This window comes from Streptomyces nanshensis (genome assembly GCF_001751255.1).
GTDB classification, from domain to species: Bacteria; Actinomycetota; Actinomycetes; order Streptomycetales; family Streptomycetaceae; genus Streptomyces; species Streptomyces nanshensis_A.
Window position 1 is genome coordinate 1,423 of record NZ_LJGW01000337.1, and the last position, 13,279, is coordinate 14,701.

Here is a 13,279-nt window from a genome sequence, read left to right on the forward strand (position 1 = left end):
CTGTTCGCGCCGCTCCGCGATACGTGCCGCCAGGCGCGCCACACCGTCGCGGAGCCTGTCCGCCCTGCTCGCCATCCCGCTTCCTCCGCCCCCGGGACCGTCCAGATGCTCCCGCTGCCGTTGAGTGACGACGTTACCGGCGGGGAGGTTGCTTCCGTGACGCGGGCACGGTGATGTTCACTTCCCGGACACGGCACGCGCTCACCCCCGGCCCTTGTGGACCGGGGGTGAGCGCCGAAGTGTGAAGTTGTACGTCAGGGCCGGACGGTGATGCCCGACTCCCCGATCAGTACCAGTTGTTGGCCTGCCAGAAGTCCCAGGCACCGCAGGGGCTGCCGTACCGGTCGTTCATGTAGTTGAGGCCCCACTTTATCTGCGTGGCGGGGTTCGTACGCCAGTCGGCACCGGCCGACGACATCTTGGAACCCGGCAGTGCCTGCAGCAGTCCGTAGGCACCCGAAGAGGCGTTGGTGGCCTGGTAGTTCCAGCCGGACTCGCGCTCGACGATGTTCGAGAAGCACTGGAAGTCGCCGCCTCCGACGATCTTCTGCGCCATCGACTTGACGTCGGCGACCGAGTAGGAGCTCTGGGTGGGGAAGTCGCCTGCGTCGGCACGCGCGGCGGAACGGCTCGCTGCCGCCTTGGCCTCGCGCTCCTGCGCGGCCTTCTCGGCTGCCGCCTTCTTCGCTGCGGCGTCCTCGGCTGCCTGCTTGCGCGCTGCTTCCTCGGCGGACTTCTTCGCTTCGGCGTGCGCAGCGGTGGACGCGGTGTCCGCCTGCTGTGTCAGGGAAGCGGTCTGTACCCGGGCCTGCTGACCCGCCGGTATGTCTTCGAGGAGCGTCGAGTCAGCAGCGGTGGCCTCGACATCGTTCGTCGTCTGACCCTGCTGGCTGCCGGAGGCCACACCGACGACGGCGCCGACGGTGGTGACCGCGGTGGCGGACGCCACTGCGAATCCCCGGACGGAGATCCGAGTCACACGTTTTCCTTCCAACGTGCCCGCTTGAGTGACCGCGCGGGCGCTGATCGTGCCCCTGGCACAGACCTCCTAGGAACTACGGTCACAGGAGGTACGGGCCCGTAGGACCCTCCTTGGGCTGGGAGGGACCGCGTGGTTCTCGGGCGGCATACGGCTGACTGCTCTTCAGTTCTGAATTGCCGTGTGGTGCAACACCATTGCTGGTGCCGATGTGCCGTATGCGGGGCCTGACAGAACCCACACCCTGCCGGACACGAGCGGCTGAGGCAATTCCAGGCAGAGTGGGATAGGTCACACCTGGTTTGCCTGTCACAAAGAACGGAAACACGCGCGCGCGGCCCCTCGCGGCGCTAAAGTGCCGGACTCGCACCGCACTTCACGCCAGGGAATCATGGCACGCACGGCCCTGAACAGGGCTGACGCCGGCCGCCCTTGAGGACGGCCGGCGCCGGACACCGCGGAAGCGGGACAACTCCCCTCAGATGTGCGTCTCTTCGAGCATCTCCGTCACGAGCGCCGCGATCGGGGACCTCTCGGACCTGCTGAGGGTCACATGGGAGAAGAGGGGATGCCCCTTCAACTTCTCCACCACGGCGACGACTCCGTCGTACCGGCCGACGCGCAGATTGTCCCGCTGCGCCACGTCATGGGTGAGAACGACCCGTGAACCGGCGCCGATCCGCGAGAGCACGGTCAGCAGTACGTTCCGCTCCAGCGACTGCGCTTCGTCCACGATCACGAACGCGTCGTGCAGCGAACGGCCGCGGATGTGCGTCAGCGGCAGCACCTCCAGCATGCCGCGCTCCACGACCTCCTCGATCACTTCGCGGCTGGTGACGGCGGAGAGGGTGTCGAACACCGCCTGCGCCCACGGGTTCATCTTCTCGGCCTCGGTGCCCGGCAGATAGCCCAGGTCCTGGCCGCCGACCGCATACAGCGGACGGAAGACCATCACCTTCCGATGCTGCTGCCGCTCCAGCACGGCCTCCAGCCCCGCGCACAGCGCGAGCGCGCTCTTGCCCGTACCGGCACGGCCGCCCATGGAGATGATGCCGACCTCCGGGTCGAGCAGCAGATCCAGGGCGATGCGCTGCTCCGCGCTGCGCCCCTTGAGGCCGAACGCCTCGCGGTCGCCCCGTACGAGCTTGATCCGGCCCTGCGGTGTGACCCGGCCCAGCGCCCTGCCCTTCTCCGAGTGGAGCACCAGCCCCGTGTGCACGGGGAGTTCGGCCGCCTCGGGCACGAACACGCTCTCCGCGGCGAAGAGTTCGTCGATGTCCTCACCGGGCAGCGTCAGCTCGGACATCCCCGTCCAGCCGGACTCGGTGACGGCGAGCTCCGCGCGGTACTCCTCGGCGTGCAGGCCGACGGACGACGCCTTGATGCGCAGCGGGAGGTCCTTGGAGACGACGGTGACGTCGGCACCCTCGGCCTGGAGGTTCCTCGCCACGGCGAGGATCCGGGAGTCGTTGTCCTCCAGCCGGAAGCCGGCGGGCAGCACCCCCGGGTCCGAGTGGTTCAGTTCGACCCGGAGCGTCCCGCCGACGTCGCCGATGGGAAGGGGAGCGTCCAGACGCCCGTACTTGACCCGGTACTCATCCAGCCTCCTCAGCGCCTGACGCGCGAAGTAGCCGAGCTCGGGGTGATGCCGCTTGGCCTCCAACTCGGTCACGACGACGACGGGAAGCACGATCTCGTGTTCCTCGAACCGGTCCGTCGCCATCGGGTCTGCGAGCAGCACGCTGGTGTCGATCACATACGTGCGCCGGTCGGAATCGTTGCGCTTCTTGCTGGTCACCACGGGTGGACGAACCCCCTCGGAAGAGGTCGGGGTGCGACGGCGTCGCTTGGGAAGAGACCGGTCCGGACCCGCACGGGGCGGGCCGGGAACCGGCCCTCCGCGACATCCCAGTCACCGCATACGTGCTGCGGCGGTCCGTGGTCTGCAATCGGGCCTCCCGGCGCCGGGGCCTGTGGAGGGCACCGGCATGAGGGGATATTCCCCCGGCTGAGGGCATGCATGCAATGGCATATGCGGAGCGCCCCGCCAGGGTGACGCGTACAACCCGTACCGGGGACGACGTCGCCGGTCACCCGCCCGGGCCCGTTCCGTGCGCCCCTCGCCGCGCTCCCGTACGCCCCGTACGCCGGGGCGGAGAGCGGCTCGGTCAGTTCCCGTAGCGCCGGTGCCGCGCCGCGTAGTCACGCAGGGCGCGCAGGAAGTCGACCTTGCGGAAGGCCGGCCAGAAGACCTCGCAGAAGTAGTACTCCGAGTGGGCACTCTGCCAGAGCATGAAGCCCGAGAGACGCTGCTCGCCGCTGGTACGGATCACCAGGTCCGGGTCGGGCTGGCCGCGGGTGTAGAGGTGCTCGGAGATGTCCTCGACGGTGAGGGTCTCGGCCAGCTCGTCCAGCTTCGCGCCGGCGGCCGCGCGGTCCGCGAGCAGCGAGCGGACGGCGTCGGTGATCTCCTGGCGGCCGCCGTAGCCGACCGCGACGTTCACCAGTACGCCGTCGATGTGCCCGGCCTTCTCCTCCGCCTTCTTCAGCACCTGCTGCGTACGGTCGGGCAGCAGGTCGAGCTGGCCGACGTGGTGTACGCGCCAGCGGCCGGCGTCGGCCAGGTCGCGCACGGTGTCCTCGATGATGCCGAGCAGCGGCAGCAGTTCGTTCTCGGCGCGGTGCAGATTGTCCGTCGACAGCAGCCACAGCGTGACGACCTTGACGTCCGTCTCCTCGCACCAGCCGAGCAGTTCGCGGATCTTGTCCGCGCCCGCCTGGTGGCCCTCCTCCGTCGTGCCGCCCGACGCCCTCGCCCAGCGCCGGTTGCCGTCGAGGATCACGCCGATGTGCTTGGGCACCTGGTCGGTGTCCAGGCGGTACTCGACCCGGCGGGCATACAGCCCGTACACCAGCTCACGAAGCTTCTTGTAAATGGCCAGCCCCTCCTTCGGCGAGTCCGGGACCATTGAACCTTACTGCGGGTGAAGCCCTGGGACGAAGCCGGGCCGGTCCCGGTCCCTGCTGATAGGAAGGGGCCATGACGGACGACTCCCCCCTGCACCCGTACCGCGCCGACGACACCCGCTACGACTCCATGCACTACCGGCGCACAGGCCGCTCGGGCCTCAAGCTGCCCGCGATCTCGCTCGGCCTGTGGCACAACTTCGGCGACGACCGTCCGCTGGAGACGCAGCGCGCCATCCTGCGCCGCGCCTTCGATCTGGGCGTGACCCACTTCGACCTGGCCAACAACTATGGACCGCCGCCCGGTTCGGCGGAGCTGAACTTCGGCAAGCTGATGGCGCAGGACTTCCGGCCGTACCGGGACGAGCTGGCCATATCGACCAAGGCGGGCTATCCGATGCACCCGGGTCCGTACGGCGACTGGGGCTCGCGCAAGTATCTGCTCTCGTCGCTGGACGCCTCGCTGCGCCGCATGGGCCTCGACTACGTCGACATCTTCTACTCCCACCGCTTCGACCCGGAGACCCCGCTGGAGGAGACGATGGGGGCGCTCGCCTCCGCCGTGCACCAGGGGAAGGCCCTGTACGCCGGCATCTCCTCGTACAACTCCCGGCGCACGCGCGAAGCCGCCGCGCTGTTGCGGGAGATGGGCGTGCCCGCGCTCATCCACCAGCCCTCGTACTCGATGCTCAACCGCTGGACGGAGGAGGACGGGCTGCTGGACACCTTGGAGTCGGAGGGCATGGGCTGCATCTCCTTCGCGCCACTGGCACAGGGGCTGCTCACCGACAAGTACCTCCAGGGCGTGCCGGAGGGCTCGCGCGCCTCGAAGGGCACCTCGCTGGATCCGGGGCTGCTGACGGAGGACGTGGTGCGGCGGCTGCGCGGTCTGGACGACGTCGCACGGCGCCGCGGCGGGTCCCTCGCACAGCTCGCGCTGCGCTGGGTGCTGCGGGACGCGCGCATGACCTCCGCGCTCATCGGCGCCAGCAGCGTGCGCCAACTGGAGGCGAACGTCGCGGCGTTGGAGGGTCCCGAGCTGACGGAGGACGAGCTGCGCGAGATCGACTCGTACGCGGTCTCGGAGCCGGGCACGAACATCTGGGCACGCAGCAGCGAGAGTTGAGGCGCCGCCCCCCCGGGGGGCCGTCTTCCGGAGGGCCAGGGCATGGCCCTCCGGAAGCCCGGACATAAAGCGGGCCGGTCCGTGGGGGGGATACNGCCCGAGGGGGGGTTCCCACCCTAGCCCCTCCACGAAAGTCGTCCGGACACCAACTTCCTTGCCAGCGTGTCGTTTCCACGGCCTCGCGCGGCCCGGGCGCCCGTACGGGCACGGTGACGGGGCGTCGGACAGGCGCCCGTGGACGGTCCTTCGGGCACTCCGAAGAGCGACCTCCGGGCGAGCGCGGACTTGACGCTCGGGCGGCGGACGCGGCGAGGGGTGCGCGCGACATGGCGCCGTCGCCCCTCGGGCGGTCGCCGGCCGCCCCTCCGGGCCCTCGATACGGTGAGGCGTCGCTCACGGTACGGGCGGGGTCGCGCAGGGGAACGGGGCTCGGCGGAGGCGTCCGCAGTGTGTGCCGCGGGGGCGAAGGCGCCGGTCAGGGTGGGTACGGGACGGTCGGGGAGCCTCGCCCCATGTGGGGTTTACATGCGACGAGTTGACGTCACGTGACCTAAATCGCCCACTATTCGGCCGACGCTGTCAGTGGGAGGGCATAGTCTTTACGCATGTCCTCGACTTCTCAGCCGCCGGTTTCAGACGGTCAGACCATCGCCGAGGCCAACGAGGCAATCCGGCGTTATGTCGCGGGCCGCACGATCTGGTCGCAGGCCGATCTCGCGGAACTCGACCGACTGCGCATGGACTGGAAGCGCGCCGTCCAGGCCGGAGTCACGCGGGCCGCCTGAGCCCCGTACGACCTCCGGTCCGGTCCGCACGATCCGGCCTTCGCGCCCGTGCACGCCTGGCCCGCGAGGGCCAAACAGGCCCCGCAGCACGCCGTGTTCGGCCCGCGTCCGCTCGTCCATGTCGTCTCTGTCCGCACGCGTTCCCGTCCGCACGGCCCGTACACATACGAAGGACGTACGGCACACGCGGTCCGCAGACACACGAGTCCCGTCGCGGTGCGGTGCGGTGCGACCGCCGCCGCGGACCCTCGCCCTCGGTTCCCTTCCCCCCTCAGTCCTGACGGGGGAAGGACACCTCCACGCGCCGGTTCTTCTTGCGGCCCGCCTCGGTCTTGTTGTCCGCGATCGGGTAGTCCTCGCTGTAGCCGCGTACGTTGAAGGTGACGGTCGAGTTCAACTCCTCGGCCAGCGCCTGCTGTACGGCGTCCGCGCGCTTCTTCGAGAGCGTCTTGCCGTGCTCGTAGGAGCCGAGGTCGTCCGTGAAGCCGAAGACGTTGATCTCCGTGGCGCGCTGCTTCTTGACCTCGTCGGCGACCTCCGCGATGCGGGACTGCGCGCTGTCGTCCAGCTTCGCGCTGTCCCGGGGGAAGAGCACCTCGGTCTGGAGGGTGAACTTCGTCTTCTCGGTGCTGTCTTCGCGGCGTTCGGCGCCGCCGAGGTCCTCGGTGACGAACTTGATGTCGAGCACCTTGGACGGCGCCAGCTTCGCGTCGTCGGCGAGCTTGAGCCCCGCGGCCTGCGGGTCGACCTTCACCGGGGGCTTGGAGTCCCCGATGTTGTCCGGGGGTTCGCTGTAGTTGGGCGCGGGCGCACCGCCCTCGCCCGGCAGCGACGGCGCGGTGGTGGGGATCGTCGTGGGGTCGTCCGCGCCGGGCAGCGACGTCGGTCCGCTGGGCGCCTTGACGGTGGGCTGCGGTGCGGGGTCGTCCGCGTGGGCGGCGCTCGCGCTGAGCGCGGTGAGCAGCACGGCGGAGGCCGAGGTGCACAGGACCGTACGCAGCAGACGGGAGGCGGGCGGCTTCATCGCGTCACTCACCCGACAGCTTCACGGTCGCACTGGGCAGGTCCGCCACCTGGAAGTCGACCTTGCCGGTGGAGGAGGGCGGTGCGGGGAACTGCGCGAACCACTCGGAGGTCTCTCCCTGTTCGAAGCCGCCGGTGAACCTGGTGCACAGACAGTGCCCGTTGGTGTCCCGGAGGATGAAGTAGCGCTTCTTGCCCTTCTTGTCGACCATCGTCGCGCCGGCCATCGACAGCCCGTTGTCCTGGAGTTCGGACTCCTCGCTGGACCAGCCCGGCAGCACGGCGACCGTCGGGCCGTCGTTCTTCAACGTCCCCTTGAACGTGGTGAATCCGGAGTCGTCGCGCGCGGCGGAGGTGATGGTCAGCGTGAGGGCGCCGCCCTTGCCGCCCTTGACCTGGGCGAGCACCTTGCCCGAGCCGCCGGAGTCGCCGCCGTCCGGGTTGTTCTCCTGCTGGGAGTCGCCGGGCTTCTTGCCGTCGTCACCGCCGTCGTCGCCGCCGCTGCAACCGGCCACCGCGAGCACCAGGCCGGTGGTGATCGCCACGGTGGCGGTCATCCCCTTCCGGGGTCTGATGGCGCGCCGCATGGTCATGGATAGCCCGTCCCCTGTTCGTCTTCCGCTCATCAACCCACCAGCACGACCGAGAAGAGATCGGACGGCCGCAGCTCGAGGTCGATGTCGTCCGGGTCCAGTGTGAAGTCCTCGCCGTCACACTCGATTTCGATCAGCTTCTCGTCGTCGCCCTTCAGCTCGCACCGGGGCTTGATGACGGCGGTGGCGGTGGCCTCGGCCTTCTTGTCGTCCGCGCCGGGCACGATCGTGTCGCCGGTGTCGAAGCGGGTGCGGACCTTGACCTTGTAGCCGTGGTGGCCGTTCCTGGTGACCTGGTCGCAGCTCAGCACGTCCGAGCGGTTGCGGCCGGCGAAGTGGTCCGCCTCGCCGCAGCCGTCGCCGGCGAGCGAGCCGAGACCGTCGAGCAGATCCTCCAGGTCCTCCCCGGCGACGAGCTTGTCGAGGAAGTCCTCGAACAGTTCGTCGCGGTCGTCCTGTGCCGCTCCGAGCGCGGCGGCGTCCGCGGCGGACTGGCCCCCGTTGCGTACGGTGCCCGCCTGCGCGACCGCGAAGAAGGCGAAGGCGAGGAAGAGCAGGGCCGCGATCACCGCTCCGTAGAGGATCACGGTCGCGCCCTCCTCACCGTTCGCCGACCGTCCGTTCAGTTGCCCAGGACGCTGTTGACGGCCTTCGCGATGGCCCCCGAGATGGCCGTGTTGAGCCCGAGCCCCCGGATCGCCAGAATGATCGCGGCGACGATGATCACGATGCCCGCGTATTCGATCGCGCTCGCGCCTCTGTCGGACCAGCGGCCATGCAGCCGCTCCGTGACGCTGTGGCGCCAGCGGCGCACTGCCTTCGACATGCCGATCTCCTTCAGTGGGAGCCGAGTCGGGGCCTCTCGGCGCCTCCCCGGCCGGTCTGCTGTTGTTCTGCACCGTCTCGACGCGTGTGAAACCGGCCGCCCCCGCCTGGGAGTCGGGAGAAGCGGTCACGAAGTGACGAACAGTCATTCCGGACTCCTTCCGGGCCCGTCGCCCACGGTCGTTGTCCGGATGCAGACTGTGCCACATCGTGGACCGCCGTCGAAGAGGTCGACCGAATGCCTGTGCAGTTTGGCGCAATCGGTCGCGGGGCGCCCCGAGTTGGCCCTCATCCCCGTATCCCCCTCGTCCCCTCAGCCGTTCAGTACGGAGCCGAAGTCGGTGTCGGAGCCCAGCAGGAACGTGGCGACGATCAGCAGCAGCGTTCCCGGCAGCAGGAAGCCGATCGTCGTCACCGTCGCCTTGGGCACCGTCTTGGCGGCCTGGCGGCGGGCGTTCTGCGCGTCCGTACGGCGCATGTCCGTCGCGATCTGGATGAGGGTGTCCGCGATGGGCGCGCCCAGCTCCTCGCCCTGCTGGAGGGCGGTGACGAACTGGTCGACCTGGTCGCTGTCGTTGCGCTCGCGCAGCTCGTCGAAGGCCTGGCGGCGGCTGACGCCGAGGTCCATCTGCCGCAGGGTGATGCGCAGTTCGTCCGCCCACGGGCCCTCGTAGTGCTCCGAGACGCGCTCCAGGGCCTGCCGGAAGCTGAGCCCCGCGGAGACGACGACGGCGAGGACGTCGAGGAAGTCGGGGAGGGTGCGCTCGATGACGCGCTTGCGGTCGCGTACGGCCTGACGGATCCCCAGATCGGCGGCGGTGAAGCCGAAGAGCAGCACGATGAGCGTGAACAGCGTGCTGTCGAGGGCGAGTCCGACCACGGCCATGACGATGCCGAACACGCCGTACGCGGCCCGACGGGCGGCGTAGCGCTGGATGGTCAGGCCCCCGGGGTTGCCCGCCTGGTCGATCTTGCGGCGCTTGTCGGCCACGCGCCGCTCCCCCATGAGGCGCAGCACCAGCGGCGCGAGGGGCATGCCGAGACGGTCGACGGCCGCACCGCGCACGGTGGTACGGGTGGAGCCGACCTCCAGGGCGAGGGCGAGGTCGGCGGGCAGCTTGGCGTCGGCGCGGTACATGCGCAGGCCCGCGAGGGCCCCGTACACGGCGAGGCCGACGGCTGCGGCGAGGAGAAAGGGCAGCATGACGGTCTGTGGTCTCCTTCCTCAGACCTCGATCTTGCCGAGGCGGCGGATGACGAAGAAGCCCGTGGCGAAGAGGCCGACGGCGACGATGATGGCGATCTGGCCGAGCGCGGAGCCGGTGACGCGGGCGAGCGCGCCGGGCATCATCGCGTTCATCATCAGCATCGCGCCGAGGCCCAGCACGGGGACGGTGAAGGCCGTGGCGTTCACCTCGGCGAGCATGGTGCGCACCTCGCGGCGGGTCTCCTTGCGCTCCTCCAGGGTCTCGGTGAGGTTGCGCAGCGAGGCGACGAGGGTGCCGCCGGCGCGGTTGGCGAGGACCAACGTCGTGACGAGGACGACGAGTTCGCGCGAGGGCAGCCGCTCGGCCAGCTCGCCCAGGGCGTCGTCGACGGAGCGTCCGACCGCCAACTGGTTGGTCACCAGGGTCAGTTCGTCGCCCGCGGGCGCGTCCAGCTCCTCCGCGGCCATGCTCAGCGCCGTACGCAGCGCGAGCCCCGCGGAGGTGGCGTTGGCGAGGATGCGGGACAGCTCGGGCAACTGGCTGATGAAGTCCTCGGTGCGGCGCTGCCGTTGGTGGCTGAGGAAGGCGCCCGCGGCCACCACGCCCACGATGCCGGCGAGCGGCCCGAAGAACGGCGCGAGAGCGGCGGAGGCCAGCAGCCACAGCCCGGCGACGAGCGCGACGACGTAGACGGTGAACTCGCCCGGTGTGATGTCCAGGCCCGTCGCCGCCAGCCGCAACTGCACGAAGCGGCCCAGCCGGGTGCGGCGCAGCCGCTTGTCCACGCCGGTGAAGGGGCGGCGGCGCCCCGGCGGCGCTTCGTCGCCCGCCGCCTCGGCGGCCAGACGCTCGATGAGCGCCTTCTGCTGTGCGCGTCCCGACGCGAACGCCATGACCGCGGCGACGGCGAGCACGCCGGCCAGCAGAAAGGCGCCGAGCGCGAGTTGAGCGGTGGTGTCCATGGCGTGGTCCTGAGTCCTGACTTCCGTCCTGTGGGCTCCTGTGGGCGGTCCGGATGCCCCCGGTCCGCCTGTCGTCGTATCCGCTCGGCGCCTGCCGCGGGCGGCTCGCGGCGGCTAGACCGCCTCCCTCGTGGTGAGTTGGTCCGCGTCGTCGGCGACGCCGAAGACGGGCGGCACGGTCTCGCCGACCATGTGCATCCGATCGGCGGCGCGCCGCGGCACGGCCAGATGCTCGAAGTTCCCGTGCACCTTGCCATCGCCGCCCATGGGCTGGGCGTCGAAGCGGGCGAGGGAGGCGATGCGGAAGACATCCCGGCCGTGCGAGGCGAGCAGGACGATCTCCACGATCTTCCGGGTGCCGTCGGCGAAGCGTGCGAGCTGGATGATCACGTCGACGGCGGAGTTGATCTGGTCCTGGAGGGCCGGGAAGGGGATCTCGACCTCCGACATGGAGGCCAGGGTCTGCAGACGCATCAGCGCGTCCTCCGCGCTGTTGGCGTGCACCGTGGCCAGCGAGCCGTCGTGGCCCGTCGACATCGCCTGGAGCATGTCGAGGGTCTCGCCGCCGCGGACCTCGCCGACGATGATGCGGTCGGGGCGCATGCGCAGCGAGTTGCGTACGAGGTCGCGTACGGAGACCTGGCCCTTGCCCTCGACGTTCGGCGGCCTGGTCTCCAGCCGGATGACGTGCTCCTGCTGGAGCTGGAGTTCGGCGGCGTCCTCGACGGTGATGATGCGCTCGTGCTCCGGGATGAGGCCGGAGAGCGCGTTGAGCAGCGTGGTCTTGCCGCTGCCCGTGCCGCCGGAGACGATCACGTTGAAGCGGGCGCGGATGAAGCCGGAGAGCAGCGCGACGATGTACTCGTCGAGGGTGCCCAGTTCGATCAGCTCGTGCAGTTCGTACGCGCGGGGGAAGCGCCGGATGGTCAGCGCGGGCCCGGTGAGGGAGAGCGGCGGGACGATGACGTTGACGCGCTCGCCGGAGGGCAGCCGCGCGTCGACCATCGGATTCGACTCGTCCACACGCCTGTTGACGGTCGAGACGATGCGCTCGATGGTCTGCATGAGCTGTTCCTCGGAGGCGAAGCGGACCGGGACCTGCTCGACCCTGCCCGCGCGCTCGACGAAGACGTGCTCCGGGCCGTTGACCATGATCTCGGTGATGCCCGCGTCCTCCAGCAGCGGTTCGAGCACGCCGAGGCCCAGGGCCTCGTCGACCACCCGCCGGATGAGCGACTCCCGGTCGGAGGTGGCCAGTACGGGCCCCTCGCGGCTGATGATGTGGCCGAGCACGCGCTCCAGCCGCGCCCGGCGCTCCTGCGGCGCGAGGGCGGACATCTCGGCGAGGTCGATCTCTTCGAGGAGCTTGGCGCGGTAGACGGAGACCAGGTGCGTGGTGCCGCCGTCGGCGGGCGAACCTCCCCGCGTCCGGGACTCGGGTGGGGTCATGCGGGCCCGCAGGCTCAATTCCGGCCTCCTCTCTGTCCGTTCGCGCTCCGTGCGTTCGTGTTCTGTGCGTTCGCGCTCTGTGCCGTCGCTCGCTGTACGTCGCCGCTATGTGCCGTCGCGCGCCGTACGGCCGCTCGCCGTCCGTTCACACTCGTACCGCCGCCGTGCCGTCGTCCTGCTCGTCAGTCGCTGGGCATGGTCGCCGAGCGCGACGCCTTGCCGAAGTCGTCGACCCCGGGCACGACGGACGGAATGGTCACGGTGGTCCTCACCCGCACCTCGTTGCCGCCCCCGCCGAGGGAGAACTTGCTGCGGGAGGCGATCCAGTCGGACATCGCCGCCTTGCCCGTCGCCGCGTAGTCGCCGGCGATGTCCGGCTGACCCGCGATACGGGCGGCGGCGCGGGCGCCCGTGCCGGCCTGCTGGATCGCGTAACCGGCGACGCCGAGCTGCACCGTGGCCATGGCGACGACCAGGAGCAGGGGCAGCATGCCCGCCAACTCCAGGCTGGACGCGCCCCGTTCGGCCTCGGCGGGCGCACGCAGCGCATCCGCGCGGACGCGTACGAGAGCACGCACCCGTGCGGACGTGGCCGCCCGCCCTGTCCGTCCCGCCCGTCTTTCCCGTCTCTCCGCCTGTGCCCTACGGATCGGTCCCATCCCGGACTCACCCCTCCTCCGCGGCGCCCGCCGAACCGCTGATGCTGAAGGGCAGCTTGCCCGCGCCGGGGAAGAGGACGGGGGCGGTCAGCCCGACGTCCGCCTTCCACAGATGCCCGTCCTGGGCACAGCTCACCTTCGACTTCTTCCGCCACTCCGCGGGCAGATGCTTCTTCGCGGCGGACTCGCAGGCACCCTCCGGGTCGCCCGTGGCCGCCGCCGCGGTCGCGGCGCGCGCCGCCTCGTCGGCCGCGTTGCCCGCGAGCGAGAAGGTGTAGCCGACGAGCACGCACTGCCACAGGATGGCCAGCACGGCGAGGATGACGGGCGCCATCCCCGCGAACTCCATGGTCACGGCGCCCTTGTCGCCCCAGATGCTGGTCTCGCCCTCGTCGTCGATGTCGTCCTCGGGTGCACGCGGCGGCCGCGGCGGCTGCGCCTGCGACTGCCCGATGTCGGGGCCGATGGGTCCGACGCGCGTACGGGCGTGGAAGGGCGCGGCGCTGTTGGGCTCCGCCGGGCCCCGGTGGTCGTGGTATTCGCGCTGATGGCCGGGCACCGGCACCTCGTGGGACGACTCCAGCGTGCGTCCCGCGGTCCCCGGGAGCAGCGCGTGCGGTCCCGCCGCACCGGCGTCGCCCTGCCGGGGCTGCGGAGCGGTCCGGTCGCCGGGACCGGGACCCGCGCCCGTACCGGCGCCGGG

At 70.4% G+C, this 13,279-nt stretch carries 14 protein-coding genes; 2 read left to right on the top strand and 12 right to left on the bottom strand.

Annotation, left to right across the window (positions count from 1 at the left end):
• Positions 1 to 286: 286 nt before the first annotated feature.
• From AN218_RS20010 to AN218_RS20020, 3 genes are all read right to left on the bottom strand, one after another.
• Positions 287 to 979: an aggregation-promoting factor C-terminal-like domain-containing protein gene (locus AN218_RS20010; RefSeq protein WP_070018271.1), complete on the bottom strand. Its 693-nt coding sequence runs from the start codon at positions 977 to 979 to the stop codon at positions 287 to 289.
• A 478-nt stretch (positions 980 to 1,457) separates the two neighbouring features.
• Entirely contained in the window at positions 1,458 to 2,780 is a 1,323-nt protein-coding gene (locus tag AN218_RS20015) for a PhoH family protein (protein WP_070018272.1), read from the bottom strand.
• Positions 2,781 to 3,147: 367 nt separating this feature from the next.
• Positions 3,148 to 3,948 carry an isoprenyl transferase gene (locus AN218_RS20020; protein ID WP_070018273.1) on the bottom strand — a complete coding sequence of 267 codons (801 nt, stop codon included), beginning with the start codon at positions 3,946 to 3,948 and terminating at the stop codon, positions 3,148 to 3,150.
• A gap of 71 nt (positions 3,949 to 4,019) precedes the next feature.
• Between AN218_RS20020 and mgrA the strand changes: the two genes are divergently transcribed.
• On the top strand, positions 4,020 to 5,072 hold the full coding sequence (gene mgrA / locus AN218_RS20025; protein WP_070018274.1) for an L-glyceraldehyde 3-phosphate reductase: 1,053 nt from the start codon (positions 4,020 to 4,022) through the stop codon (positions 5,070 to 5,072).
• A 605-nt stretch (positions 5,073 to 5,677) separates the two neighbouring features.
• Positions 5,678 to 5,857, top strand: coding sequence for a hypothetical protein (locus AN218_RS20030; RefSeq protein WP_070018275.1), 180 nt, complete (start codon positions 5,678 to 5,680; stop codon positions 5,855 to 5,857).
• Between the two features lie 271 nt (positions 5,858 to 6,128).
• Here the strand turns inward: AN218_RS20030 and AN218_RS20035 are convergent, their stop codons facing one another.
• From AN218_RS20035 to AN218_RS38340, 9 genes are all read right to left on the bottom strand, one after another.
• Entirely contained in the window at positions 6,129 to 6,881 is a 753-nt protein-coding gene (locus AN218_RS20035) for an OmpA family protein (RefSeq protein WP_079132370.1), read from the bottom strand.
• A 4-nt stretch (positions 6,882 to 6,885) separates the two neighbouring features.
• A complete protein-coding gene (locus AN218_RS20040) occupies positions 6,886 to 7,437 on the bottom strand; it encodes a hypothetical protein (RefSeq protein WP_244900547.1) in 552 nt (183 codons plus the stop codon).
• Positions 7,438 to 7,505: 68 nt separating this feature from the next.
• The gene (locus AN218_RS20045; protein WP_244900548.1) at positions 7,506 to 8,060 is read right to left on the bottom strand and encodes a hypothetical protein; all 555 of its coding nucleotides are present in this window, start codon (positions 8,058 to 8,060) and stop codon (positions 7,506 to 7,508) included.
• 35 nt (positions 8,061 to 8,095) lie between these two features.
• Positions 8,096 to 8,299 carry a hypothetical protein gene (locus AN218_RS20050; protein ID WP_070018277.1) on the bottom strand — a complete coding sequence of 68 codons (204 nt, stop codon included), beginning with the start codon at positions 8,297 to 8,299 and terminating at the stop codon, positions 8,096 to 8,098.
• Positions 8,300 to 8,611: 312 nt separating this feature from the next.
• Entirely contained in the window at positions 8,612 to 9,502 is an 891-nt protein-coding gene (locus AN218_RS20055; RefSeq protein ID WP_070018278.1) for a DUF5936 domain-containing protein, read from the bottom strand.
• 21 nt (positions 9,503 to 9,523) lie between these two features.
• Positions 9,524 to 10,468, bottom strand: coding sequence for a type II secretion system F family protein (locus tag AN218_RS20060; RefSeq protein WP_070018279.1), 945 nt, complete (start codon positions 10,466 to 10,468; stop codon positions 9,524 to 9,526).
• A gap of 114 nt (positions 10,469 to 10,582) precedes the next feature.
• Entirely contained in the window at positions 10,583 to 11,935 is a 1,353-nt protein-coding gene (locus AN218_RS20065; protein WP_070018280.1) for a TadA family conjugal transfer-associated ATPase, read from the bottom strand.
• Between the two features lie 164 nt (positions 11,936 to 12,099).
• Complete coding sequence (locus AN218_RS20070) at positions 12,100 to 12,495, bottom strand: TadE/TadG family type IV pilus assembly protein (protein ID WP_070018281.1); 396 nt, start codon at positions 12,493 to 12,495, stop codon at positions 12,100 to 12,102.
• Between the two features lie 88 nt (positions 12,496 to 12,583).
• On the bottom strand, positions 12,584 to 13,279 hold a 696-nt coding region (locus AN218_RS38340), incomplete at its 5' end, for a TadE/TadG family type IV pilus assembly protein (protein ID WP_244900549.1).

What these genes read in the sequence shown, in the direction of transcription:
- AN218_RS20040 (WP_244900547.1), bottom strand. Translation starts at nt 7,437, where the DNA reads ATGACCGCCACCGTGGCGATCACCACCGGCCTGGTGCTCGCGGTGGCC.
- AN218_RS20055 (WP_070018278.1), bottom strand. Translation starts at nt 9,502, where the DNA reads ATGCTGCCCTTTCTCCTCGCCGCAGCCGTCGGCCTCGCCGTGTACGGG.
- AN218_RS20050 (WP_070018277.1), bottom strand. Translation starts at nt 8,299, where the DNA reads ATGTCGAAGGCAGTGCGCCGCTGGCGCCACAGCGTCACGGAGCGGCTG.
- AN218_RS20035 (WP_079132370.1), bottom strand. Translation starts at nt 6,881, where the DNA reads ATGAAGCCGCCCGCCTCCCGTCTGCTGCGTACGGTCCTGTGCACCTCG.
- AN218_RS20020 (WP_070018273.1), bottom strand. Translation starts at nt 3,948, where the DNA reads ATGGTCCCGGACTCGCCGAAGGAGGGGCTGGCCATTTACAAGAAGCTT.
- AN218_RS20030 (WP_070018275.1), top strand. Translation starts at nt 5,678, where the DNA reads ATGTCCTCGACTTCTCAGCCGCCGGTTTCAGACGGTCAGACCATCGCC.
- mgrA (WP_070018274.1), top strand. Translation starts at nt 4,020, where the DNA reads ATGACGGACGACTCCCCCCTGCACCCGTACCGCGCCGACGACACCCGC.
- AN218_RS20060 (WP_070018279.1), bottom strand. Translation starts at nt 10,468, where the DNA reads ATGGACACCACCGCTCAACTCGCGCTCGGCGCCTTTCTGCTGGCCGGC.